Here is a 22736-nt window from a genome sequence, read left to right on the forward strand (position 1 = left end):
GGGTTACCGTTCATTCATGCGTATTGGAATTGCGGCAACTTTTGCTGCCGCGGTGATTGCGCTCACCGCATGTTCAGCAAGTAGCCCATCGCCAGTGCCAATTCCAGCACCGTCACAAACTTCAACCATCCCGCAAGCGCTGAAGCCGTTTTACGAACAACAATTAAAGTGGACGGACTGCGGTGGAGCGCAATGCACCAAGGTTGAAGTGCCATTGGATTATGCGAATCCGATAAAGGCTTCCACTCAACTCAATGTGGTGAAGGTGGATGCGCAAGGGGAGCGGCTTGGATCACTCTTTGTGAATCCAGGCGGGCCAGGCGGCAGTGGCTTTGATTATGCGAAGTCTGCTGCGCAATCATTTTCCAAAGACTTGACCAACAATTTCGATTTCATTGGCGTTGATCCGCGCGGTGTCGCAACAAGTAGTCCGATCCATTGCCTGACAGATGCGCAAGTTGATGAGATTGCGAGTGCGGTGGTTGATCCAAAAACTCCAAGCGATTTGGCCCAGGTTGTTGCACAAGCCAAACTCCCTGCACTCAGCTGTGAAAGATACGCGAACCCAGAGTTCACATTCATGAGTACTGAAAATGTGGCCAAGGATTTTGACATTGTGCGAGCTGCGGTTGGCGATGAGCGGTTCAACTATCTGGGAAAGTCATACGGAACATCGATCGGCGTGAAATACGCAGAACTCTTCCCGCAACGCGTTGGGCGCATGGTGCTTGATGGCGTGCTGCCAACGGATGAGTCTTTGGAAAACGTGACCAAGAAGCAGGCGACCGGTTTTGAAGAAGCCTTCGCAGACTTCGCTGCTGATTGCGCAACTCAAGGGGACTGCCCGTACTCAGGAACGAGCGCACAGGTCGCCCAACAACTGCGAGGATTATTCTCAGATTTGGACAAGACACCTGTGAACAGCAGCGACGGGCGAACCATCTCGGGCGCCTTTGTGCGAAGTGCAGTCTTGTCGTATTTGTATTTCCCAGAAACGGACTATCCGAAGTTGCGTGACGCCCTCAATCAACTCGTGAACTCGAAAGATCCAGAAGCGCTGGTGAAACTTTCTGATGAACGCAATGGGCGCCAACCAGATGGTCACTATCGATACAACGCCTTCGATTCATATTTTGCTGTGACCTGTCTTGATCGCCAGTTCAAACAAACCGTGAGCGAGATCAATGCGCTCGCACAAGCCTTCAACACACTTGCTCCAACATTCGGGGAAAGCTTGGCTTGGGGTTTGCTGCCGTGCGCGCAGTGGCCTGCGGAGGGAGATGGGCCAAAGGAAGTCAACTTCCCATCATCGATCGCGCCAATCCTGATCATTTCTCGCGTATACGATCCAGCAACGCCAGTAAAGTGGGCAGAGAATCTGCACAAGGAAATCCCAAATAGTGGATTAGCTATCTGGGATTCTCGCGGCCACACGGCGTACCACCAAGGTTCACCATGTATCGACATTGCAGTTGATACATATCTCTTGCAGGGAGTATTGCCTTCAGCGAACTTGGAATGTTCACGTAACTAGTCGCTGATAGTCTCGGCTTGCGCATTTATCCCCCAAGCGCAAAATTACGGAGTTCTCTGTGTCCCAGCCTGTGTCTGCAATCGTTCCGGATCCAATGCGCTGGAAGGCGCTCGTTGTTATTGCTATCGCTCAGTTGATGGTGGTGCTTGACGCATCAATCGTGAACATCGCCTTGCCAGCAATGCAAGCAGATCTCGGTATTACCGATGCGAATCGTCAATGGGTCGTCACGGCCTACACCCTGGCTTTTGGTGGCCTGTTGCTACTTGGTGGCCGTATTGCGGACTTCGCAGGCCGCAAACGCATGTTGATTGTTGGCCTCATCGGTTTCGCAATCGCATCAATGCTCGGTGGCATCGCGAACACTCAAGGACTACTCATCGCAGCACGTGGTTTGCAGGGTGTGTTTGCTGCGCTCTTGGCCCCTGCAGCCCTTTCATTGATCACCGTGACTTTCACGGATAGCAAAGAACGCGCAAAGGCCTTTGGTGTCTACGGCGCGCTTTCAGGTGGCGGCGCTGCCATTGGTTTGATCATGGGTGGCATTTTGGTGGAATATGCCAACTGGCACTGGACGCTGCTGGTCAATGTTCCTATTGCGATTATCGCTGTGTTGCTTGCTGCAAAGTACGTTCATGAGTCACGTGCAACAGGTGACACCAAATACGACATCCCTGGTGCAATCACGGCAACCCTTGGTTTGGTTTCGCTTGTTTACGGCATCTCAAAGGCCGAAACAGTGGGCTGGAATGGAACCGAAACGATTTCGTTCATGGCAGCAGGTGTAATTCTGTTGGTTTTGTTCATGTTTATCGAAACGCGTTCAAGCCACCCACTTCTACCGCTACCCATCCTGCTGAATCGCACACGTGGTGGCGCCTACTTAGCTTCGTTCTTCGTGGGTATCGGAATGTTCGCGATGTTCTTGTTCTTGAGCTACTTCTTCCAAGCAGTGATGCACTACACCCCGCTCGCCAGTGGCCTGCTCTTCCTTCCGTTCTCAGTTGGCGTTGTGCTCAGTGCAGGAATTGCAAGTCAATTGCTGCCACGTTTTGGTCCGCGTTACGTGACCTTCGCAGGGTTCGTGCTTGCGGTCATCGGCATGTTGATCTTCACGCAGCTTGCCGCGACGAGCACTTACTGGCCAAACATCTTGCCAGGCATGATCGTGATGAGTATTGGCATGGGCTTGATCTTCGTGCCGCTTTCAGCAGTTGCACTGTTCGGTGTGGGTAACCACGACGCCGGTGTTGCATCAGCCGTTCTGAACACAAGTCAGCAAATTGGTGGATCCATTGGTTTGGCTTTCTTGAACACCATCGCAGCCTCAGCAACAACGGCCTACATCGTCTCCAACCGCCTTCCCGGCCCAACACCCGATGCTTTGGTGGCAGGATTCCAGCCAGCGTTCTTCTGGAGCGTGGGCATCCTCGCGGGCGCAGGTCTGATCTGGGTGATCTTGGTGAAGATGACGAAGGAAGATATGCAGGCACACGATGCGGATGCGGCTTTGCCGGCCATGCATTAAGCCCTAGCGGGCTCGGCTAAGATTGTTGAGCCCTTGGGGGGCTGCCTCAAGGCCCCTCCAAGTGCAGGCCGCCTTAGCTCAGGGGTAGAGCAACGCACTCGTAATGCGTAGGTCCGGGGTTCAAATCCCCGAGGCGGCTCCACATATATATGTATTTCCGCGTCATATGCGTGACACATCGTGTGATGTGAGTGGATCTGAGAGTCGGGTTGATCCCATGCCCAGCCGACCCCTACCCTTGAGCTATGGCAAGCACCGCATCTCGATTTGGGTCCGCGACTATGCGGCTTTTACTGATGGGGCCGTCGGAGCCTGTTTCCTGAGTCATCGAGGAAGCAAAACCGGCCCGCTTGTGGCCGGTTTTTTATTGCACAGAATGGAGTGGACCAGCATGGCGGAAACCCTCGATTTCGACGAAGCAAGCATGTTGTTGAATCAAGTACGCATTGCGAACGAAGCCGATCTAGCGCATGCGCGCGAAGTGCTGAAGTTGGCAGCCGAGGACGGTTCGGCCATAGGCAACCTCACCGATGAAGTGACGGCTGCGCGGTACATGGAAGCAGATGCTTCGAGCATTCTGAAAGAAGTGGACGAGGCCTTGAGTCGAATTTCATCTGGCACCTATGGACGATGCGAAGTCTGTGGGGGTGGCATTGCTGCCGAGCGTCTTCAGGTACGCCCGTACATCAAGACGTGTATCTCGTGCGCGAGTAAGGTGTAGTGTGGATCCTGTACTTACGAAACTCTATGACACTGTACTTCAGCGAAATGCGGGCGAACTTGAATTCCATCAAGCGGTCCGTGAAGTTCTCGAGTCCTTGACTCCTGTTGTGAAACGCAATCCGGAATACGCGGATTTCGGGCTACTGGAACGTTTGTGTGAACCAGAACGCCAGATCATCTTTCGAGTTCCCTGGACCGATGATGCAGGCCAGGTGCACATCAACCGGGGGTTCCGCGTTGAATTCAACTCTGCTCTAGGCCCATATAAGGGCGGACTTCGTTTCCACCCTTCCGTTTACTTGGGAATCATCAAGTTCCTGGGATTCGAGCAGGTCTTCAAGAATGCCCTCACTGGAATGCCGATTGGCGGAGGCAAGGGCGGCTCTGATTTCGATCCCAAGGGTAAATCTGACGCTGAGATCATGCGCTTTTGTCAGTCGTTCATGACCGAGTTGTATCGCCATATAGGTGAATACACTGACGTTCCTGCTGGTGATACTGGAGTGGGTCAGCGAGAAATCGGGTACCTGTTTGGTCAGTACAAACGCATTACCAATCGGTATGAATCAGGTGTCTTTACCGGTAAAGGTATGTCGTACGGCGGCTCTCGAGTGCGGACCGAGGCCACCGGCTTTGGAACTATCTTCTTCGCAGAGGCCATGTTGCGTCAGGCTGGCAAGACCTTTGACGGTAAACGGGTGAGCGTCTCAGGATCGGGCAATGTCGCATTGTTCGCCGCACAGAAAGCTCAGACGAATGGCGCCACGGTTGTTGCGATGTCGGATTCTTCGGGTTTTGTGCTCGATGAGTCAGGTATCGATCTTGATCTGATGAAACAGATCAAGTTGTCTGAGCGGGGCCGGATCTCTGACTACATCGTTCGACGCGGTGGATCAAGCACCTTCGTTTCCTCCGCAAGCATCTGGGATGTACCCGTCGATGTCGCGCTTCCTTGCGCAACCCAAAATGAATTGAACGAAGACAATGCGCTAACGCTGGTCCGAAATGGTGTTCAGGTAGTAGCCGAGGGCGCCAACATGCCGACCACACCCGAGGGAGTACGTGTGCTCCAGCAAGCCGGTGTGCTTTTTGGACCCGGCAAAGCGGCAAATGCAGGCGGCGTGGCAACCAGCGCACTGGAAATGCAGCAGAACGCTTCGCGGGATTCGTGGTCATTCGAATTCACAGAGCAACGGCTCGCAGAAATCATGATGGATATTCATGAGCGGGTGTTCGCAGTTGCTGACGATTACGGACAACCGGGCAACTATGTCGTCGGAGCGAATGTGGCTGGCTTCTTGATGGTTGCAGACGCCATGGACTCCTTGGGCATCATCTGATCATTGATGAGGACAAGCGAACTCCCAAGGCTTCAAGTTAAAGAGTTACGAAGCAAGGGCAGTGTCACTTTTTCTCCTTGCGCATTGCACGGATGGCGATGGTTGAATTCAATTCCATCCGTGTAATGCGAAAAAGGAAATGAAGATGAGAACACGGGGGCAAGTACCGCTCGTCACCGCAGTGCTGCACAAGGTCTTGCGGCTGTGAGCGTTGTGGTGAGTTTTTTCGTTAGTGGAATTGCTTCACCTGTGACAGCCCAAGCCGCAGACCAAACGGTTGTTGGCGTAGTGGAGTCTTCATCTAAGTGCAGAAAAGCAACAGCACGAGTTGCTTCTGCGAAAAAAGTCTACGTGAAAGCTAAAAGTAGTGGAAACCTTCGCGCCTTTACCTCTGCGTACAAGAAGTGGCGTCAGGCCGTGCACAACCAGCAGGTTGCGTGTTCTGCTCCTCCTCCTGCCAAGGTTGTGGTGCCGTCTTCCCCTTCAGGACATCCAAACGATCAGCGCCCAGTAGGTTGGGTGCGGCCTGCTGATGGTTCAGGGTTGCCTGGTTCGAATGCGGCTGGTGTGACGGTTCAAGATAGTTGCCCCGTGACGGTTTCAAGATACGAATTCAGGACGCGTCAGTACACTGACGATCCGAACATTGTTTCGTGGAGTCTTTCGTTGCGAGTTCAGAACTTCTCCAAGGATGCTCATACTGTTCGTGTTGTGGTGACAGCTGTTGATGCAAGTGGTAAGCCATTTTTTGACAAGTGGGCTGGCGACATGAATCCACTGTGGAACGATAAAACCAAGGTGGAGCCGTACGTTGATGGTTCATCGACTTTAGTGTTCACTCCGTTCAACGCAAATCTTGATGTTGCGGGTGCTCGCGTTGTTTCCATCACGGTTACGTGTGAGTAGGGGTTACGAGAAAGGCGGGGGATGAGAATTTTCAAGGGGATCAAAAAGAGCGTTACCGTCAGCATGTTTTCTACGATGTGCGTGGTTCTCACTTTTGGTATTACTGGTCCTGCGTCTGCTGAAGTCAGTTCAACCGTAGTAAGGAAATCTGCGCCTTGCGCGAAGGCAACCAAAGACCTTGCTGCTGCGAAGAAAGCTCTTTTCGTTGCGATGAGAAAACCGCACAACGCCCGTGGTGTTAAGAATGCCGAAATCCGATATCAGAAAGCACGGAAAAAGAAGACTGCCGCTTGCAAAGTCACCGCAAAGTCACCAGAAGTGACGGGTGCAATTAGAGAGTTTGGCACCGCCAACACTTTCTCAGGCTATCCATACGACCCTCGCCCAGTGAACTGGGTGAAACCCGCTGACGGTTCAGGTTTGCCAGGTTCAAACGTTCCTCAGGTCACGAATGTGAACAACTGTCCTGTAGCAGTTCACAATGTAGAGTTCAAAACCTCGGATCGCACTGGTCAAGTAACAGCGATTGCTCGCTATACAAATAATGCTCCAATGTATGTGAAAGCAAGCATTGTTGATGTTGTTGATAACAATGGTAATCCCGTTTATAACATGATGAAGATTGTTGATGGTGGGTTGCAGTCAGGTTCTTGGCCGATGCTTGAAGCAGTCGTTGATGATGGCACTAGCCTCCACGGTCCTACGTACGACGGTAGTTGGGTAGGCGGTCCATCCGTGACAGCAAAGAACGGTACGAAAGTTGCAAAGGTCACCGTCACATGTCTGGGGTATGCAGCATGGGGAGGCCAAGCATTCAAGCCATGGAACACCCTCACTCCAGCAATTGTCTCCAACATCGTGAAAGAAAAAACAACGTAAAAACAACGCGGAACTGAATAGTGCAAACGTTCAGTAGATTAAGCCGGCTGCGGTAGCGCGAGCCAATGAGATGAGATGACGGGGTAGTTGTCAACTCAAAAGATGGCGGCCACTTTTTGAGCAGACTGACCAGTGTGTTTGCCTTCTTTTCGGATAAGAGGCTATTTTGTCTGCCAGAGATGTTATGTAGCTTGTGATTTTTGGAGGGCGTGTGCGTCAAACTCTTTCATCCCGAATAGGGATTGCAGTGGGGGCCCTCTGTATGGGTGCGCTTCTGACCGCACCGTCACACGCCGCACCGGCCACGGCTACCTCGTATCAGCGAGTCATCCCATCTGGTTTCGGAGCGCAATCTGATGATCCGTTTCCTTCCGGATGGTGGCCTGCTGCAGGGTCATCATTTGTCAGTGCCTGGAACGTTAAAACGGGCAAAACGTGGAAACGCAACTTCGTGTCTAACGCGAATCGTAAGTTCGAGTTAATAGCCAAGGCATACACCGAACCCGCCGTACTTGTTGTTCAACAAGAAACAGTTATTGACCCGCAGGGTCTTGCTGCTGATCAAGTGACGACCAAACTTGCCGCCTTCGCTACAGCCAGTGGAAAACCGATGTGGAATCGAACAGTGTCGAGTTCATCGAAGATTTTTACTGGTAACAAATCGGTACACAAGAGTTGGGTCATGCTTGCCGATAAGAGCGCCCGTCAAATTTGTGCCATCTTGCCGCAGGATGGCACTCAAGGGGCGTGTTTCCCCTACAACAATCGTGACGGTGTATGGGAAGGGGCTGTCATTGGCGACATCGTGGTGATGATGCCCCCTCGGCCGGATGTCGGCCGTGGAGACAATTCGCTTTTTGGGTATGACGCGCGAACCGGTGCCGTCCGGTGGTCGTTGAAAAGTTTGCCTGGGTATCCACGTATTCAATACGGGTTTGGCGAGGCTCCCGGCTGGGTTGTTCTCCAACAACCGAATGACAATCTCACGTATGGAAGTCTCAGCGGGGATACATATCTTGTGAATGGTTCAAGCGGTGAGAAGGTAGCCGAAAATATGAACTTTGTTCACCCAACTTCAGATCCATCCATCCTGGTTGGAATGAACGTTGCCTACAACACTCAGCCGTGGTCGGAACGGTGGGCCTTGCGGGCCTCAACGTCCAAGGGTTTTAGGAGCTGGTGTGGCTCGACGGTGTGGGACGGCGATGGAAATAGACGCTCGCTGTCTGACGGTCGAATTATCTCAAAGACTCCAGATCAGGAAATTCCTTCTTGGTGTATGGACGGCAATCAAGCGATTTCAAGAACAAAGAAGCCCAACGTATTGCGGATTACTACTGCCTGAAGTTGCGCAAGTGCTGTTTCGTAAACACCACATGCTCGTCACACCACTCGCGCTCGTGCGAGACGATTGGCGTCGTAATGCCTAGGGCCGTAGCGACGAAGAACTAAGCGACGGTCTGGCCCTAGGCGGCTTACTGAATCAACTATTGAGTCAATGCTCCTTGTTGTTCTGGTGACATTGCCGAGACTGTTTTGGGCGAGAATGCCGCAACTTGAGCAGGGCTCAATTTACCCAACTGCTCCGTGCTGAGTCGACCCACGTCGGCCGCAGTGAGCGTGGCAAGTTGGCCAGGCTTCATTGCGGCAAATGTTTGTGGTGCCAACTGGCCCAGTTGCTCGGCATCGAGTTTTGCAACCTGCTTATTTGCCAACGCAACGATCTGCTCTGGCTCCATCCCCGCAAACGCCTGCGGCGAAAGCCCATCGATCTGCGGCAAACTCATGGAACGAACTGCACTCGGAGTCATTGCTGCTAACTGATCGGGCGTCATGACAGCCATGACTGCAGGCTTCAATTGAGCTAGTTGTTTGGCGTCAATAACGCTGAGTAACGCTGGCTGGAGATCAGCAAATTGATCTGTGCTGAATCCCGCGAAGGCTGATGGATTGAGACGATCAAACTGACGTAGTTTGAAAGCTTTGATCGCATCAGGTGGAATTTTTGCCAACTGTTGTGAGCTCAACTTTGCCATCACCTGCTCACCCAACGCTGCAAGTTGGTCTTGACTGATCATTGACAGAACAGCCGGCGCAAGTGCGAGTGCTTGCTTGGCATCCAACATAGCTAAAGCATTGGCTGGGATGACATCGAACATCGCAGGAGTCAAGGACCGAATCAGTTCAGGTGGCATGCGATCAAGTTGACTTGCTTGCATCATCGAAAGCGCACTCGGCGGCATCGCCTTGAATTGGGATGGACTCATCGAAGCCAAACTCGTTGGGTTGAAGTTCTTCAATTGCTCTGGTGTCATGCCGGCAAAAGCAGCAGGTTTCATCGCATCAATCTTGGATGAGTCAAGGCCAGCCATCAGTGCAGGATTGAGCTTGGATAACTCGGTAGCATCCAAACCGCCTAAATTGCTCGGCATTTGATTGATGTATTCGCTTGGAATGCCAGCCGGAGGACCATCCGGGGATACAGCGGTTGGACCGGTTGGAATGTTTGCTGGAGGGCCAGTTGGAGTGCCAGCCGGAGGACCAGTTGGGATATTTGCCGGTGGCCCGGTGGGTGCATCCTCAGCTAGTGCCGGACCAGCAGACATGGCAATCACTGTCGCGAGGACCACTGTTGCGATACGAGTTCTGGACGCAAACATGATCAGCCTCTCTCAGTTGTGGTGTTCAACCGAACCAACGTGGGCCAGAATTTGCTTGACTCCATAAGGAAAATGCTAAGAACATCCGCATGTCCCTGACAGAGGCGAAAGTCCTTCTACTCCAATGGTGGCTAGGCAAAGCTGTAAACACCGTTGCGAGTTCGCCATATTTTGAGGATCGCGTTCACCTGATTGATCATGCTCGTATGAATACCGCTTGAAAAGCATTTCAAATTGATGGCAAAGTCTCCGTCGGAGGGCTAACTGATTTCAATCAGCAACATCACGGTCGGCCCAGCGGGCCCCCACTCAACAAGCGCAGGAACTTCTATCGATTCCACATTTTCCTGAACTATTCGTTGCGCAAGAAATGTGAGATGTGGTGGACGCAGGTAGCAAACGCTTTGCCCATCAATCGCTGCCGCAAGGTCTGCGATGAGTTTGCTCGAAGGATCTGTTACCGGGGTGAGAACAGCCCAGCGACGTATCTGCTTTGAATTGCGTTCTTCCTGGTTTGCCGAATCCCACAAGTGAACAAAGGAATCGGGAAAACGTGATTCACTCACGGTGAAAACGTTGTAGTCATTCGCTGCTGTGCTGTGCTCGCCTAGTCGCAAGGTTCCTTGGGGCGCTGGCTTAGCTCGTTTAAACAATCGCACGAGTCCAACAGTAATCGTCAAGGCATACGCTGTGAATGTGAGTGAGCGACCGCGGGACCGATACGGACGGCCCGTAGAAACCTCATCAGATGAGGCGTTTCCGCTAGTCCCCAAGCGCGGGAATCTGAGTGGCCTTGAAGCGTGGACGCATGCCAATGAATATCTGAAAGCAGACTTGCCTTTCCATGCCCATGAAATCTTTGAACAGCATTGGCGTTCTTGTCCGCTGAATGAGCGACCGGCTTGGCAGTCGCTTGCTCAATGGGCAGCTGCCCTCACCCATGAGGCTCGCGGGAATACTGTCGGTGCCCGATCAGTTGCCCTGCGGGCTAAAGAAAACCTTGAAGCGTGTGAAGTCATTCCCATTGAAGTCGATGAGCTCGTAGTTCTTCAATCACTAGATCGTCTCCTAGACCTTTGAGATTTTCGCTAAGTCAGCGGCAGGCATGTGCATGAGCATTTCGCAATCGGGTGTCAGGCTTTACCTGCTATGCGCAATACTTGGCTCGCTTGATTTCTATCAAGCCAGAGTGCCCCAGTCACGGCTGGGATCGAAACTCGAAGAAGAGGGGTTTGTGTGAGTCACGCCGATATCCGGGTGGGATTGCTCGCCTATGGCCAAATTGGCCACGAACATAATCTTGCTGTTCAGGCTACCGACGGGTTAGTGCTTGCGGCCGTGTGTGATCAGAATCCGGAGCGACTTGCAGCAGCCCTTGAACTTGCTCCTGATGTGATCACATTTTCTGATGCTGAGGCAATGCTTGACTCAGGGCTTATTGATCTCGTCATCATTTCAACACCACCCAATAGTCATTTCACCTGGGCGATGGAAGCGCTTCGTCGAGGAATCCATGTTGTCGTTGAAAAACCTATGGCACTTACAGCATCTGAATGCGACGAATTAATGGCACAAGCAGAACAGGCAAATCTGCTGATGGTCGTGTATCAGAATCGCCGATTTGATGCGGATTACGTCACGATGGCATCAGTTATTTCTTCGGGCACAATCGGTGAGGTTTTCCATTACGAATCATTCGTTGGTGGCTACACCGAGCCTTGCCGGCATTGGCATACAGATGAGAAAATTTCTGGTGGCGCAATATTTGATTGGGGAAGTCATTTCCTTGATCAAATGCTCACGATTTTTCCATCTCAAGTTGCCTACGTTTCCGGTGTGAATCACAAACGTCACTGGGATTTCGTGACAAACGCTGATCATGCGCATGTCACAGTTACGTTTGTTGATGGAACACAGGCGACGTTTATTCATTCAGATCTTGCTGCAGCAAGAAAACCAAAGTTTTATGTGCTGGGAACAAAGGGCGCGATTCTTGGTGAATGGAATTTGGCAGCGGAACCTAAGGTTGCCGACCTTCCAGCGATTCTCTCGCTGCACTTTCCAGATGGATCACGAGAACCAATTGAATTGCTCGACATACCTAAGTACGCCTTCCATGCATCCATCGTTGAATACATTCACGACAATTCTGTCATGTCTGTGACAGCTCAGCAATCACGTGATGTCGTGGCAGTCATGGAAGCCGCAGAAGAATCCGCGAAACTCAATGGCTTTCCAGTCGTGCCTCATCTATTACGCGCATGAGTGTGAAGTGGGGCTTCATTGGAGCTGGTGGCATAGCGAAGGGTGCACTTGCTGATGCAGTGCATAAATCACCAAACGCGGATCTTCATGCAGCAGCGAGTCGCGACCCGGAGAGATCTCGACTGCTTTCACCAAAAATCGTGTACCCCTCGTACCAGGAGTTACTCGAGGATCAAGAAGTTGATGCGGTGTATATCTCCTTGGCTAATCATCAACATCTCGAATGGGTTGTCCGCTCCTTTGAAGCGGGAAAGCACGTGTTGTGCGAAAAACCCCTTGGTCTGAATGCACCTGAGGTTGAACGAATGACACAGGCAGCGCGAGATTCGGGCAAGCTTTTGGTCGAAGCCGTGTGGGCGCGATGGCATCCAAGGTTTCAGCGGCTGGCAGAAGTTGTTCAATCAGGTGAGATCGGAACACCCAGAAAGATTTCAACGGCTTTTACTTTTGAAGCGAGTATTGATGGAAATTATCGAGCAAATCCAAAGATGGGTGGAGGGGCGCTGCTTGATGTCGGGGTGTATGAAATGCATGCCTTGGTCGGTCTCTTAGGTTGTGACCATGAATTAGATCTAACTTCAGTTGAACGGTCACTCAGTGCAAGCGGCATTGATCTCACTACAAGAGTTCAAGGTGTTTTTGGAAACTCATGCCTAGTGGATTCTTGCAGTTCCTTTGAACAGTCGGAAACGCAAACGCTCGATGTCATCGGGACTCTAGGCAAGTCATCGACCTTGGGAAATGAAGCGTTCACTTCTTGGAAAGCAACGAGCGCACTTGCTGTGAACGAACGAGAAGAAATATTTGCCCCAGTAAATGCTTACCAACGTATGGTCGAGAATGTAAGCGCAAAGATTCTTGGTGATCCAGCTTGGGTGGTTCCAGTTGAAGATTCGATTCGGGTTGCGCAATTAATAGACCAGATCTCGACAAGTTAGCGAGCTTGGCCCTATGCGGCTGAGGCTCGAAAGACGCGAGTGTCGGAAGATCTGGCTGATAATCGAAAAATGAAAGGTCCCTCGCCCGGAGGAATGCTCCACTTGCGAGAAGCCAGATGTGCCTGAGCATTGAAGTCGCCTGTTGGAACCTTGGCGAAATCGTTGTATTGGTAAAGAACAGCGGCGGAGCCTCCCGGAGGCCGTGTAACACTCACCGTTAATTTGATAGGTGAAGATGCAGGAGGTGCCTGAAGGACTGGCTGATTCTGCAGTCCTTCGGAATTGCGATTGACGGTTACGGCGATGGGGAGTGCTTGGTCATCAGGATCGAGAACGCCAGACACCGCTAGTGCGTACCACGGGCCTTGCATTGAAAAGGAATACACCGGACCGCCCGCCGCATTCGCTTCAGCACGAGTTCGTTGAATATCTTTGACTTCATAGGAATACAACATCGGTGTCTGTTTGCCGATCGTTCGCAATCCGTTATCAGCGATCGTGAGTACGTCGGTTTCTTCGGCTGGTCTACCAGAGAGTAATTCTTGAGCCGATTCGTATCCGTACACAGGAACGATGTGGTCGTAGCTTTGATCACCTGGCCCAAACTCGCCAAGCATGCGGGTGTTGTTCTGCATGCCAACCATCACAACATCGCCGTGCATGAATCGATTTCGAACCCACGTGATAAAAGTTGTGAAACTTCCTGATGTTGGGCCGGGCTGAGCATTGAGCCGCATCTTTCGAGCGGCAGATTGATCATTTGTTCCGAGAAGGAGCTGACTGTTGGCGCTTGTTTGCGAAATGCCTGGCGAAGCTAGAGATCTTGCCATCCATTGGGATGTGTATTGACCGAATCGCAGACCGGCAGTAATCAGACTTGTTTCACCGCAGTAACCGTAATTCGAATTCCATTGGATGCGTGGCGATCCTGTAAGCCCGGAACTATGCCAACTTGATTGTGCACCAGCGGGTTGTGCGAGGAACGCCAACAAACCAACGAAGAAAGCCGTGAAAGCACTGATCAACACCGTGCGTCTTGGATCTTCTGGCTTTCCTTGCATTACCGCAGTATCGCGGTTTTTATTGCGAAAACCTATGAGTCAACTTTCAATGCCCGGTCTCTTTTGCGCGATTGAATCGGCCGTTGTGATTTGCAAAAGATAACCGTTAGACCGAAATTTCGAATGTATCCGACTGTGAAGCGTTATTCGCAACCCGCTTAAACAAATAGAACATTGGTAATGCAAGCACCAACAAAATGAGCGCTGCGATCGGGAATACCGCACTGAAACCAATATGAGCGGCGGCAATTCCATTAAGTGCCGGTATTGACATATTGAGCGCTTCTCATTGGCTAGACTCTGCGGCGATCGGGGGTAAGCCAGTTAATGACCACGCTGACACAAGGTGACGTCATGCTTGCCATTGTTCTCGTCTTTGGTATCGCCACGGCCTGTCAGGTGATTGCGCCCAAATTACGGATTCCTGCTTTGATCTTGCTACTGCCTACTGGATTCATTTTTGGTCTTGTCGCACCGCAATTTCATATGGACAGCGTCCTGGGCCCAGCTTTTCCTGTGGTCGTTGATTTGATGGTTGCGGTGATCCTGTTCCAGGGCGGCATGAGCTTGGGTGCCATTAAACTTGATGCGCTTGATCGGGGAGTTGTTCGACGACTTATCTGGATTGGTAGTCCGATCACGTGCGTATGCGGAACTCTCGCAGCGCATTACTTCATAGGGATGCCTTGGCCTCTTGCGTTTCTTCTGGGCGCAATTTTGATTGTTTCTGGACCAACGGTCGTGACACCCATTCTGGATTTTGCCCAACCCAAGGCACGCGTGCGTCGCATTTTGCTTTGGGAGGGAACAACCCTTGATCCGCTTGGGGCCATATTTGCAGTAGTCGTCTTCCAGCTGGTGCGCGTCAGTGATTTCAGTCAACCGTTGCGGGCTGCCGGAGAATTTTTGGGAAGCATGGTTATCGCTGTGCTCGCTGCCATTGGCGGAGTATTCGTTGTGGTACTCGGATGCAAACTTGTGCGTGGAAATAATCTGTTAGGAACACAGGTGCTGATTGGCTCAGTGCTTATGGCCGCGGGTGTTGCGAACTATTTCGCCGAAGGCAGCGGATTACTTGCAGCTCTGCTCATAGGTATCGCAGCTCAACCGCTGGCTAAGCGCATGAAGACAACACTTGATCCGGTCCTGCCATTTTTCAACACCATTGCCTCGATCGGCATAGGTGTGCTGTTTGTGAGCATTTCTGCTCTAGTTCCTTCACCTGAGTTTGGTGTGGTGGTTGTATCAGCTGTCGCCGTGTCTCTCGTGCTCATCGTTGTGGTTCGACCTGCAATTGCTGTTCTTCTCACTCGAAAAGCTGGGCTCGCACGTAATGAGCGAGCCTTCATCGGTTGGATGGACCCTCGAGGCATCGTTGCAGCCGCAACTGCTTCAAGTGTGGGTGCTTCTTTGGTTGCGGCGAAAGTCCCTGGCGCTGAAGCGCTCTTGCCGTCGGCTTTTGTCATTATCGCGGTCACCGTATTTGTGTACGGTTTAACTGCAGTTCCTGTTGCCACGGCGCTAGGCGTGCGGGAGGACGTTCCTGTTGATTAGCCCGATGCGCGTTCCAGCGCTATGCGATCAGTGAGTTCCAAAATCCGCGCCCACACATCAGTGCAGACTTCGCTCCATTCGTCGAAAGCACGATCAAAGAATGAGTGCGGAGCTCCGTCGTAGACGACTGTTTCCACCTCTGCGCCGCCAAGTCGCATTTCTTCAGCCAGAGCCAGTTGATCTTCGACTGGCGTGAAATCAGCACCCGCGATAAACATGATGGTGTGTTTCTTTGAATGTTTTGCAGCTCGACCAACCGTGTCTGGGCGCCCATAGAAACCGACAACAGCAGAAAGATCGAGATCACTCGAGGCTTGGCGCCACACTTGTCCTCCACCGAAGCAAAATCCAACGCTGATGATCGGAAGATGCACCCCGTGTTGTTGGCGCAGGTAATCCATTGCCGCTTGAGTCTCGGCATTGACTTGAGTGGGATTTGTATCCTTGATATGCGTCTGCCAATCAAAATCCTCTGGCCGCCAACCACTGTCCGTCATTCCCGCCGTACGCGCAAAGTAATCAATCGCCACTGAAGCTAACCCCGCCTCCGCAAAGCGCTCAGCAAGGGCCCCGTAAAACGGATGTAGGCCACGAACATCCGGAAGAATCACGACCCCAACCTGCGGAATGTCAGAAGTTGCATAAAACGCGGAAAAATCTGTTTCATCTGCGCTCTTGAGGGTGAGCCCCCGATGATCCGTTACCGGAACAGAGCGAGGTGGCGCGGGAGGCCGGCTGATATCGTCGTGGCACATATTCGCGATGCTACTGGGAACTCTTCGAGCTGCGAGCATAATTGGGCAATGGGTATTGGGCGAGGAAAGTAGTGGCATGCCCCTCCTCGTGATTGATCAATTGCGGGGGAATCCAAGATTTATCATGTTCATCGCCGGCATGTTTTCGACGGCGATCTTGATTGGCGCTCGTGAGTATGCGCGGGTGAGATATGGCCTGGAAGTTATGGGCGATGCAAGCGGCGTAGGTGTAGTTGCGGGAACGTTTGCCGTCACTGCAAGTCTGTCGAGTGTTCTAGGCGGGCGTGTGGTTGATAGCTACAAACCCAGGATTGTCTTGATCGGGGGCCTGATAACAAATGGCCTCTTGAATGCATTGCTGACAATCATGATTGCAACTTCGTCATTGAACGTGATATCTCTGATAGCGGTAACGGCATTGGAAGGAATATGCACAGGGTTCCTGTTGCCAGCGCTCTTAAAAGTACAAGCAAGTTTGGTCGGTAAAGAAGCACGTGGCTCAGCAGAGATCATAAATATTTTGCGCGTCGGGCTGGGAACATTAGTGGGAATGTTGATTGCAACAGCTCTCGGAGCTCCAGCAATAATTATGGCCGTATGCGCCGGACTCTCGTTTCTTGGTGCATGGTTAGCTTGGTTTACAACGCGCTCACTGGCGCACGGGCAATTAGTAAAAACCAATCACACTTTTCGACATGTAGTTGAGGAACTGAAGAATAATCCGCCATTTCGCGCAGTAGTTTTCATGGATTTGGTTCTCGTATTCCTTATTCCCACGCAGCTGACAAATATTGTTCTTGCCGACTTAAATCTGCTGTCTCTCACTACTATCGCGTTTACAGCAGCCCTCATAGGTGTCATCTGTGGTCAACTTGCACTGAGCATTTCTGGGTTGCAAATAACAGTGAGGCGCAATCTCAATCTTGCCTATTGCACATTCGTTGTGCTGGTTGTTGTCGGATTTGTCACGCTGCAAAATGATTGGCTGGTGCGACAGTATTTTGTTATGAGTGTTTTGCTATTTATTGGTAGCGCTACATCCTCCTATGCACTTGGAACGACGTCTGCCTTACTCCAACAACTTGTTCCGGCCGAAATCCGAGGGACCGTTGCAGGTTACATAAATCTGGGTAGGTGGATGCTGATTGCAGTAGGTGCATGGATCCTTGCAACTATCGCAGTCGTTCATGATGTGCGTTGGCTACTTGCATTTCTTGCTCTCATGTTGATCACCGGATGGCTAGCAACGCGAGGGTTTAGGGGAATCTCTCTCCGGTGATCTTGCGTGTTACCCACTTTGGAAATGTCACCTTGACGATGGTGACGGCCGAGAAAATCGGAAACATTATTCATTTCTGGCGCTATTCCAATACCCGTGAACGTATTTCTTTACTGCCTCTACGAATTTTCCGAAATTTGAACTGCAATCATGTCTCGCAGTAATTTCTTATCCACTTTCCAGTCAATGGGAACTTTGAAGGTCTTTTTCAGTACTTCGTAATCAACTAATCGAGCCTTGAATTGTTCAAGAACCGCTGGATTCGTAGGCGCCAGAAGGATGTGCTTGGTATGAACTGAAAGCCCGAACACGTATTGATCGCCAAGTTTGAGCATTGGTTGATTCCAAGCGATGACAAGTTCAAGTTTTGGATATTTGGACGTGATGGCATCAAAGACTTTTCGCACAGTGGTGCACTTCGTTTCGTCGAATGGCTTCAGGTAGTCATCGAGGGTGTTGAATCGTTTCGTAGTCTTCGATCCGCGGCAGTACATCACTAGGGCATTTGCGTGGGCTTGACTGAAGGCGTGTTCCTCTTTCAGGAATGCGATCTGCTCAGGGTATTTCCACTTCGAGCGCTCGGCCATTTGGTCAAACCAGTAGCTCATCGGTTGCCCGTATTTCTTCTCAATTGCCGGGAAGTAGGAATCCCTGTCTGAACTCTTCGCAACCATGAAGGAAATTCTAATTCCTCGACTCGCATCAACTGATACGTTCATCAATCATGACGACCCAAGCACTCTTCACTCGTGACGGGGAGTGGTTTCACCCCACTGCATTCACCACCGGGCCTTGGCGGCCAGATGCCATGCACGGAGGTCCGCCTTCTGCGCTGATTGGTCTGGCAATTCACGATGCGCTAAATGAAGGTCAACGCGTAGCTCGCATCAATATTGACCTCGAAAAACCTGTCCCGCTTGTTCCGTTGCGTACCTCAATGACCGTTCGTCAGGTATCGCGCCGGGTCACGCATCTCTTTCTGGAATTGCTCACGGACACGAATGTTGTTGCAACTGCTCGTGCGTTGGTCCTTCAGGAAGATGATCCAGTAGCAACAGTCGAGCGCGAGCTACCGATTGCACCAAAACTCATTGGACCAGAGAGTGCTTCGCGCGGTGGCGATGCTCCGCATGGTTCTGCCCTCATCTTCCATCGCGATGCGATCGAGGCTCGATTTACCAAAGGCGACTGGGCAATCCCTGGATCAGCTGATGCCTGGATGCGGTTGACCGTGCCGTTGGTGTCGAGCGAAGAAACCCCAGCACTCTGCGAACTCTTGGCAGTGGCTGACTTTGGCTCGCCTTTAGGTCAGGCGGTCGCGCCGAATGCTGGAATCGCGTTAATCAATGTTGATGTGAATGTAACGCTTTCAGGTACGCCAACAGGTCCGTGGTTCCATCTCACAACTCAAGGAACGATTAGCGATCATGGCATCGGACTTGCAGTAACCGACCTTGCTGATGAGCACGGATACTTAGGCGTTATTACGCAAAGCCAACTCACGCAAAAATATGGGCGGAATTAATGGCCGACACTGCAAAAAGTAACTACACCGAACTCGTCGCCACTGTGCGCGGCGAGTACTCGAACTTCCGCGATCTCGGCGGTGTGCCAGCGCGTGATAACCGAACGTTCTCACAAGGTGTCGTGTTTCGAACCCAGGCCCTAGTAGATCCGGCACCCGTTGTACTCGATGCGTTGATTGAACTAGGTCTTTCCTCTGTCGTGGATCTACGTATGGATCATGAACGTGAAGAGTTACCGATTGATCTTCCAGCGTCCGTCGATGTCGTTCTTGCAAATGTCGCTGGGGACATGGCAAAGAAGAATGCCGCGACCCAAGCAGGGGCTGCTGCTGCTCCTCGCCGCTTGGATAAGAACGCTTACGTTCCATCCGCCAACCTTTCTGGCGGCTACAACATGATGATGGATATGTATCGCAATCTGGTGAATATGGATTCCGCAAAACGTGGATATTCACAAATGCTGCGTTCCGTTATCAACACCGATGGTGCGGTAGCGGTGTTTTGTGCGGCCGGAAAGGATCGAACTGGCTGGGGTGCCGCGCTCATCCAAAGTTTCGCAGGGGCGTCAGACGACATCATTATTTCTTCATATCTGGAAACGAATCAAAATCTCATTGATCGGTATGCGAGTGCGATTGAAGACGTAAAGAACTCAGGTGGAGATGTTGAAGCATTCATGGCAGTCGTGAGTTCTAATCCTGATTATCTTGCTGAAGCTTTTGCGACCGTTCAATCCACGTATGGTGGGATAGATGCCTACTTCGTTAACGGATTGGGTTTGAACGAAAACGAGCTTGCCTTACTTGAAGGTCGTTTGCTTTCTTAAACCCTGCTGACTTTCACTCGTGAGTGTCACCTGCAAGTATTTTTCGGGACTGTGTTGGTGTGGCAACTGGTCGACCAACTTCATTGGCTAGAGCTATTGCAGCTTCAACGGTTTCAACGTTTGTCGCATCAGTAACGCTGGCAATGTCTTCAATTCCTACTCGCAAATGGCCACCCTTTTCAAGGGCGTAGCGAGCGACTGTTGAATCGAGCAAGGAATCACCGAAAAGGCCTACATTCCATTGAAGTGATGATCCCTCCATCATTGCGAGGTACATATCGAGTGCTTGTGGTGTTGGTGGAAGCCCAAAGTTCAATGCGGGTTCGCCAATTTTATAAATGCTGTACTTGCCTCCGAAGTACAACTTGACCATCGAACCCTTCGGGAGCTTGCCGTTTGCCTCGCAAGCCAGGGCCCATCGAAGCTGCAAAGGTTCGTAGACGCCAATTGAAAGTGGGATGTTGCGTTCCATCATGGAAATCGCGACCTTGCGCGAAGTACTAAATGAATTCCATACGTAGCCATGGCCTTGTGGGAAACCATCGTCACCCATGTCATAGGGAAGCGGTGCGCCTGGGTCAACGGGCGCCATGCCAAGTGTGCCGGTTTCTGACAAAGGCACAAGATGCGACATGTGTTCTTCGCCAGTTCGCCCACCCATAATTCCGGGATACATGATCACATCAGAGTCAGCTTCCATCATGATCGCGCTGGCTGCGACCCAACTTACTATTGCTTCTTCGAGGTTCATTCTGGTGTCGTGATGATGATGAATGATTGAGGCACCAGCTTCAACGCACGCCTTGCCATCAAGCCCTGTGGTTTCAAGGTCGAGCACTGGTGCATCGGGTCGAAATGGCGAAACTGCAGCTTCAATGATGAGCGGTAGTTCGTTCTTTTTCATGAGGGCTCCTGCGTGTGCGTGATTGCTCAAGTATTAGTTGTTCCAGAATGCTTTAACGCGTTCCGCGTCGCGTAATCCCTGAGCTAAACCAAGTTCAGCTGCTTCAAAGGCAAGCGAAGCATCCATGAGATTTTCTCCCCAGACTGCACGCACATCAGCATCCACATCAATAATTAAATGCGGTGTTCCGCTGGCAATGAGTGCATCGATTTCATGTTGTGGGGCCTCAGCAACAAGTAGCACGAGCGTCTTGTCGTAACCAATACCAAGATCCACGCTGGTTGGTGAAAGGCAGCCGCCATCGACGTAGAAGTGTTCACCAACTTGGATGGGTGGATACACACCTGGAACTGCGCAGCCAGCAGCAACACCGTGTTGAAGCGATCCACCGAGTTCATATCCGATCGCTTCAAATTCATTCGTATCAATATTGACGCAAGCGGCGCGATATGAAGGCGGCCATGGTTCATTTGCGAGGTACTTAAAGGTTTTCAAAAATGCTTCGAGTTCGATTGTTGGAACTGTATTGCGCGCAGCGTCGCTAATTTCCTTGCGCACAGCAACATCACCATTTCGACCTGATGCTTGCCCGCGTTCGAAAAGTTTGCGGAAACCTGTGGTGTCATCGGTGTCGATATTGAGCACAGCAGTGGCGCCACCAGCGGCAGCACGCTTGCCGGCTGCGCGATAGCGCTCAACTTGAGCCATCATGTCGTGGCCGCATGCCACTTGTACGCCAACTCCTGCGCCTGCTGAAGTGCCAAGAATCAGATCCGCATCATTGAGCCATAAACCTTGCTGCTGGAGCCCAGCAAACCATCCGGTTTCCCATGCAGTTCCCACAGATCCGCCACCGCCACAAATGAGGGCTCGCGTCATGACCTTGCTCCTTTAATCGAGTTTCATCGAACGCTAGTGCGGGTGTTGGATCCATGAAGGTGTTTTGGCAATTATTGAAACGCTATTCCGAAGGTGGCCATGGTGCGCCAACGGCGCTGCGGACGGGGAAGAGGCCTGCGTCGATGATGTGTGCACTCAATTTATATGTGCATGTACGGACTGCTTCAAGATCGGTAGCACTGAGTTGATTCCACGCATTCATGCACGATTGGTCAGTGCGAAGTTCAATGTCGTCACGCATCTGTGCGCCAAGTGGGCTGATTGAACCATCAGCGTTGAGTAGTCCACGATCTTGGAGTTGAGTTTGAGCAAGCTCCCAACGCGAATCGTCGAGGCCACGTGTGGTGCGCAATAAATCAACGTCGTACTTGGCTGCCCCCCAGGTAGCTGAGAGCACCTGAGCCTCATCGACGGTGAGGTTGTTGGCAACCAACGTAGCCACGTGCGCATCGCCACGGTATTCGCGAAGAGCGTTCCATGCTCGCCACAACTTTGCCCATGGTTCATCTGGAGAGATTACTGCCTTATTTCCTGCAGCTAAAGGTCGACCTGAAACATCAAGATTGGAAACGAGTGTGGCCAATAGTTCGCCAACTTCGGTGATTTCCTGAAGATTTTGGGAGTCAGCGAACACCCGCTGCGCCATTACTGGGATAGCCGCATGCGTTGATTCGATTACTGTGGCAGGCGAGGTGACTTCCCATGCAGCAGTGAGCCCATCCTGTAGACGCTCAAGCGCGAAACCGTGGAATGCGGCAGCAAAGATTGCAGTATTCGCGGCACCCATTGGTGCACCACGCACAGCAAAGAACGCTGCACCTTTGGGGACTCCAAGTTCGGAAACGGAGATCAGGCCCTCTTTGCAGATAAGGCCAGTGGCAACGAAAGGCTCTGAGGTTGACCACATTTTTCGGGCAACAGTGCTCGGGTAAGTCATTTCAGTCTCCTTCTGTTCATGAATCTGAGGTTGTGCAGAAAAACTCGAACCCGTGTGTAGAGGTGGTGCTGGCTCCATGTTCTACTTGTTGAATTATGTGGCTTGGAATCATTGAATCAGTTGCCGTTGTCGGCCTTGTCATTTTCGGCATCATTATGTTTGTGCGTTGGGCCATCAATGAAGGTGGCAAGCGCCCTTAGAAGAGTGTCGCCTCACCTGAC

Annotated in this window: 23 protein-coding genes and 1 tRNA gene; 15 read left to right on the plus strand and 9 right to left on the minus strand. The window is 51.6% G+C overall.

All coding sequences use genetic code 11. The features are described from left to right. Positions 1 to 16: 16 nt before the first annotated feature. From PHN51_07610 to PHN51_07645, 8 genes are all read left to right on the plus strand, one after another. Positions 17 to 1534, plus strand: coding sequence for an alpha/beta hydrolase (locus PHN51_07610; GenBank protein ID MDD2818645.1), 1518 nt, complete (start codon positions 17 to 19; stop codon positions 1532 to 1534). 58 nt (positions 1535 to 1592) lie between these two features. Further along, positions 1593 to 3062, plus strand: a complete 1470-nt coding sequence (locus tag PHN51_07615; protein ID MDD2818646.1) for an MFS transporter — start codon at positions 1593 to 1595, stop codon at positions 3060 to 3062. Positions 3063 to 3129: 67 nt separating this feature from the next. Continuing rightward, positions 3130 to 3204 (plus strand) — tRNA-Thr (locus tag PHN51_07620). Between the two features lie 249 nt (positions 3205 to 3453). After that, a complete protein-coding gene (locus tag PHN51_07625) occupies positions 3454 to 3783 on the plus strand; it encodes a TraR/DksA C4-type zinc finger protein (protein MDD2818647.1) in 330 nt (109 codons plus the stop codon). 1 nt (position 3784) lies between these two features. Beyond that, positions 3785 to 5125, plus strand: a complete 1341-nt coding sequence (gdhA, locus tag PHN51_07630; GenBank protein MDD2818648.1) for an NADP-specific glutamate dehydrogenase — start codon at positions 3785 to 3787, stop codon at positions 5123 to 5125. Between the two features lie 204 nt (positions 5126 to 5329). Continuing rightward, complete coding sequence (locus PHN51_07635) at positions 5330 to 6031, plus strand: hypothetical protein (protein ID MDD2818649.1); 702 nt, start codon at positions 5330 to 5332, stop codon at positions 6029 to 6031. 21 nt (positions 6032 to 6052) lie between these two features. Further along, the gene (locus PHN51_07640) at positions 6053 to 6910 is read left to right on the plus strand and encodes a hypothetical protein (GenBank protein MDD2818650.1); all 858 of its coding nucleotides are present in this window, start codon (positions 6053 to 6055) and stop codon (positions 6908 to 6910) included. Positions 6911 to 7172: 262 nt separating this feature from the next. Next, positions 7173 to 8255, plus strand: coding sequence for a hypothetical protein (locus PHN51_07645; GenBank protein ID MDD2818651.1), 1083 nt, complete (start codon positions 7173 to 7175; stop codon positions 8253 to 8255). Between the two features lie 142 nt (positions 8256 to 8397). On the opposite strand, the gene PHN51_07650 is transcribed toward PHN51_07645, so the two are convergent. Continuing rightward, positions 8398 to 9570: a hypothetical protein gene (locus tag PHN51_07650; protein MDD2818652.1), complete on the minus strand. Its 1173-nt coding sequence runs from the start codon at positions 9568 to 9570 to the stop codon at positions 8398 to 8400. 260 nt (positions 9571 to 9830) lie between these two features. Next, positions 9831 to 10229, minus strand: a complete 399-nt coding sequence (locus PHN51_07655; GenBank protein MDD2818653.1) for a hypothetical protein — start codon at positions 10227 to 10229, stop codon at positions 9831 to 9833. A 37-nt stretch (positions 10230 to 10266) separates the two neighbouring features. On the opposite strand from PHN51_07655, the gene PHN51_07660 reads away from it, so the two are divergent. The 3 genes from PHN51_07660 to PHN51_07670 all read left to right on the plus strand — a co-directional run bounded on the left by PHN51_07660 (position 10267) and on the right by PHN51_07670 (position 12773). Beyond that, positions 10267 to 10650, plus strand: coding sequence for a DUF309 domain-containing protein (locus tag PHN51_07660; protein ID MDD2818654.1), 384 nt, complete (start codon positions 10267 to 10269; stop codon positions 10648 to 10650). 156 nt (positions 10651 to 10806) lie between these two features. Then, entirely contained in the window at positions 10807 to 11835 is a 1029-nt protein-coding gene (locus PHN51_07665) for a Gfo/Idh/MocA family oxidoreductase (GenBank protein ID MDD2818655.1), read from the plus strand. Beyond that, complete coding sequence (locus PHN51_07670; protein MDD2818656.1) at positions 11832 to 12773, plus strand: Gfo/Idh/MocA family oxidoreductase; 942 nt, start codon at positions 11832 to 11834, stop codon at positions 12771 to 12773. The genes PHN51_07665 and PHN51_07670 overlap by 4 nt, the downstream gene beginning before the upstream one ends. Positions 12774 to 12784: 11 nt before the next feature. Here the strand turns inward: PHN51_07670 and PHN51_07675 are convergent, their stop codons facing one another. Together PHN51_07675 and PHN51_07680 are read right to left on the minus strand one after the other, a co-directional pair. Next, positions 12785 to 13834, minus strand: a complete 1050-nt coding sequence (locus PHN51_07675) for a hypothetical protein (protein ID MDD2818657.1) — start codon at positions 13832 to 13834, stop codon at positions 12785 to 12787. A 106-nt stretch (positions 13835 to 13940) separates the two neighbouring features. Further along, a complete protein-coding gene (locus PHN51_07680) occupies positions 13941 to 14108 on the minus strand; it encodes a hypothetical protein (GenBank protein MDD2818658.1) in 168 nt (55 codons plus the stop codon). A gap of 80 nt (positions 14109 to 14188) precedes the next feature. Here PHN51_07680 and PHN51_07685 point away from each other — a divergent pair, with 80 nt between their 5' ends. Then, the gene (locus tag PHN51_07685; protein ID MDD2818659.1) at positions 14189 to 15388 is read left to right on the plus strand and encodes a cation:proton antiporter; all 1200 of its coding nucleotides are present in this window, start codon (positions 14189 to 14191) and stop codon (positions 15386 to 15388) included. Here the strand turns inward: PHN51_07685 and PHN51_07690 are convergent. After that, positions 15385 to 16143 carry a dienelactone hydrolase family protein gene (locus PHN51_07690; protein MDD2818660.1) on the minus strand — a complete coding sequence of 253 codons (759 nt, stop codon included), beginning with the start codon at positions 16141 to 16143 and terminating at the stop codon, positions 15385 to 15387. The genes PHN51_07685 and PHN51_07690 overlap by 4 nt on opposite strands. A 76-nt stretch (positions 16144 to 16219) precedes the next feature. Here PHN51_07690 and PHN51_07695 point away from each other — a divergent pair, with 76 nt between their 5' ends. Beyond that, the gene (locus tag PHN51_07695) at positions 16220 to 17422 is read left to right on the plus strand and encodes an MFS transporter (GenBank protein MDD2818661.1); all 1203 of its coding nucleotides are present in this window, start codon (positions 16220 to 16222) and stop codon (positions 17420 to 17422) included. A 119-nt stretch (positions 17423 to 17541) separates the two neighbouring features. Here PHN51_07695 and PHN51_07700 read toward each other — a convergent pair whose 3' ends face one another. Continuing rightward, on the minus strand, positions 17542 to 18096 hold the full coding sequence (locus tag PHN51_07700) for a DUF4287 domain-containing protein (GenBank protein MDD2818662.1): 555 nt from the start codon (positions 18094 to 18096) through the stop codon (positions 17542 to 17544). Positions 18097 to 18146: 50 nt separating this feature from the next. Between PHN51_07700 and PHN51_07705 the strand changes: the two genes are divergently transcribed. Beyond that, positions 18147 to 18947, plus strand: a complete 801-nt coding sequence (locus PHN51_07705) for a thioesterase family protein (protein MDD2818663.1) — start codon at positions 18147 to 18149, stop codon at positions 18945 to 18947. Then, a complete protein-coding gene (locus PHN51_07710) occupies positions 18947 to 19774 on the plus strand; it encodes a tyrosine-protein phosphatase (GenBank protein ID MDD2818664.1) in 828 nt (275 codons plus the stop codon). Before PHN51_07705 ends, PHN51_07710 begins: the two co-directional genes overlap by 1 nt. A gap of 13 nt (positions 19775 to 19787) precedes the next feature. Here the strand turns inward: PHN51_07710 and PHN51_07715 are convergent, their stop codons facing one another. The 3 genes from PHN51_07715 to PHN51_07725 form a co-directional block, all read right to left on the minus strand. Further along, positions 19788 to 20678 (minus strand): 3-keto-5-aminohexanoate cleavage protein, encoded by an 891-nt coding sequence (locus tag PHN51_07715; GenBank protein ID MDD2818665.1) that lies wholly within the window; start codon positions 20676 to 20678, stop codon positions 19788 to 19790. Positions 20679 to 20711: 33 nt separating this feature from the next. Then, positions 20712 to 21557, minus strand: coding sequence for a patatin-like phospholipase family protein (locus PHN51_07720; protein ID MDD2818666.1), 846 nt, complete (start codon positions 21555 to 21557; stop codon positions 20712 to 20714). Between the two features lie 82 nt (positions 21558 to 21639). Beyond that, positions 21640 to 22515: a hypothetical protein gene (locus tag PHN51_07725; GenBank protein ID MDD2818667.1), complete on the minus strand. Its 876-nt coding sequence runs from the start codon at positions 22513 to 22515 to the stop codon at positions 21640 to 21642. Between the last annotated feature and the right edge of the window lie 221 nt (positions 22516 to 22736).

The organism is Candidatus Nanopelagicales bacterium (assembly GCA_028687755.1).
Classification (GTDB): domain Bacteria; phylum Actinomycetota; class Actinomycetes; order S36-B12; family S36-B12; genus UBA11398.

What these genes read in the sequence shown, in the direction of transcription:
- PHN51_07610 (MDD2818645.1), top strand. Translation starts at nt 17, where the DNA reads ATGCGTATTGGAATTGCGGCAACTTTTGCTGCCGCGGTGATTGCGCTC.
- PHN51_07625 (MDD2818647.1), top strand. Translation starts at nt 3,454, where the DNA reads ATGGCGGAAACCCTCGATTTCGACGAAGCAAGCATGTTGTTGAATCAA.
- PHN51_07640 (MDD2818650.1), top strand. Translation starts at nt 6,053, where the DNA reads ATGAGAATTTTCAAGGGGATCAAAAAGAGCGTTACCGTCAGCATGTTT.
- PHN51_07645 (MDD2818651.1), top strand. Translation starts at nt 7,173, where the DNA reads ATGGGTGCGCTTCTGACCGCACCGTCACACGCCGCACCGGCCACGGCT.
- PHN51_07650 (MDD2818652.1), bottom strand. Translation starts at nt 9,570, where the DNA reads ATGTTTGCGTCCAGAACTCGTATCGCAACAGTGGTCCTCGCGACAGTG.
- PHN51_07670 (MDD2818656.1), top strand. Translation starts at nt 11,832, where the DNA reads ATGAGTGTGAAGTGGGGCTTCATTGGAGCTGGTGGCATAGCGAAGGGT.
- PHN51_07675 (MDD2818657.1), bottom strand. Translation starts at nt 13,834, where the DNA reads ATGCAAGGAAAGCCAGAAGATCCAAGACGCACGGTGTTGATCAGTGCT.
- PHN51_07680 (MDD2818658.1), bottom strand. Translation starts at nt 14,108, where the DNA reads ATGTCAATACCGGCACTTAATGGAATTGCCGCCGCTCATATTGGTTTC.
- PHN51_07685 (MDD2818659.1), top strand. Translation starts at nt 14,189, where the DNA reads ATGCTTGCCATTGTTCTCGTCTTTGGTATCGCCACGGCCTGTCAGGTG.
- PHN51_07690 (MDD2818660.1), bottom strand. Translation starts at nt 16,143, where the DNA reads ATGTGCCACGACGATATCAGCCGGCCTCCCGCGCCACCTCGCTCTGTT.
- PHN51_07695 (MDD2818661.1), top strand. Translation starts at nt 16,220, where the DNA reads ATGCCCCTCCTCGTGATTGATCAATTGCGGGGGAATCCAAGATTTATC.
- PHN51_07700 (MDD2818662.1), bottom strand. Translation starts at nt 18,096, where the DNA reads ATGGTTGCGAAGAGTTCAGACAGGGATTCCTACTTCCCGGCAATTGAG.
- PHN51_07705 (MDD2818663.1), top strand. Translation starts at nt 18,147, where the DNA reads ATGACGACCCAAGCACTCTTCACTCGTGACGGGGAGTGGTTTCACCCC.
- PHN51_07710 (MDD2818664.1), top strand. Translation starts at nt 18,947, where the DNA reads ATGGCCGACACTGCAAAAAGTAACTACACCGAACTCGTCGCCACTGTG.
- PHN51_07715 (MDD2818665.1), bottom strand. Translation starts at nt 20,678, where the DNA reads ATGAAAAAGAACGAACTACCGCTCATCATTGAAGCTGCAGTTTCGCCA.
- PHN51_07720 (MDD2818666.1), bottom strand. Translation starts at nt 21,557, where the DNA reads ATGACGCGAGCCCTCATTTGTGGCGGTGGCGGATCTGTGGGAACTGCA.
- PHN51_07725 (MDD2818667.1), bottom strand. Translation starts at nt 22,515, where the DNA reads ATGACTTACCCGAGCACTGTTGCCCGAAAAATGTGGTCAACCTCAGAG.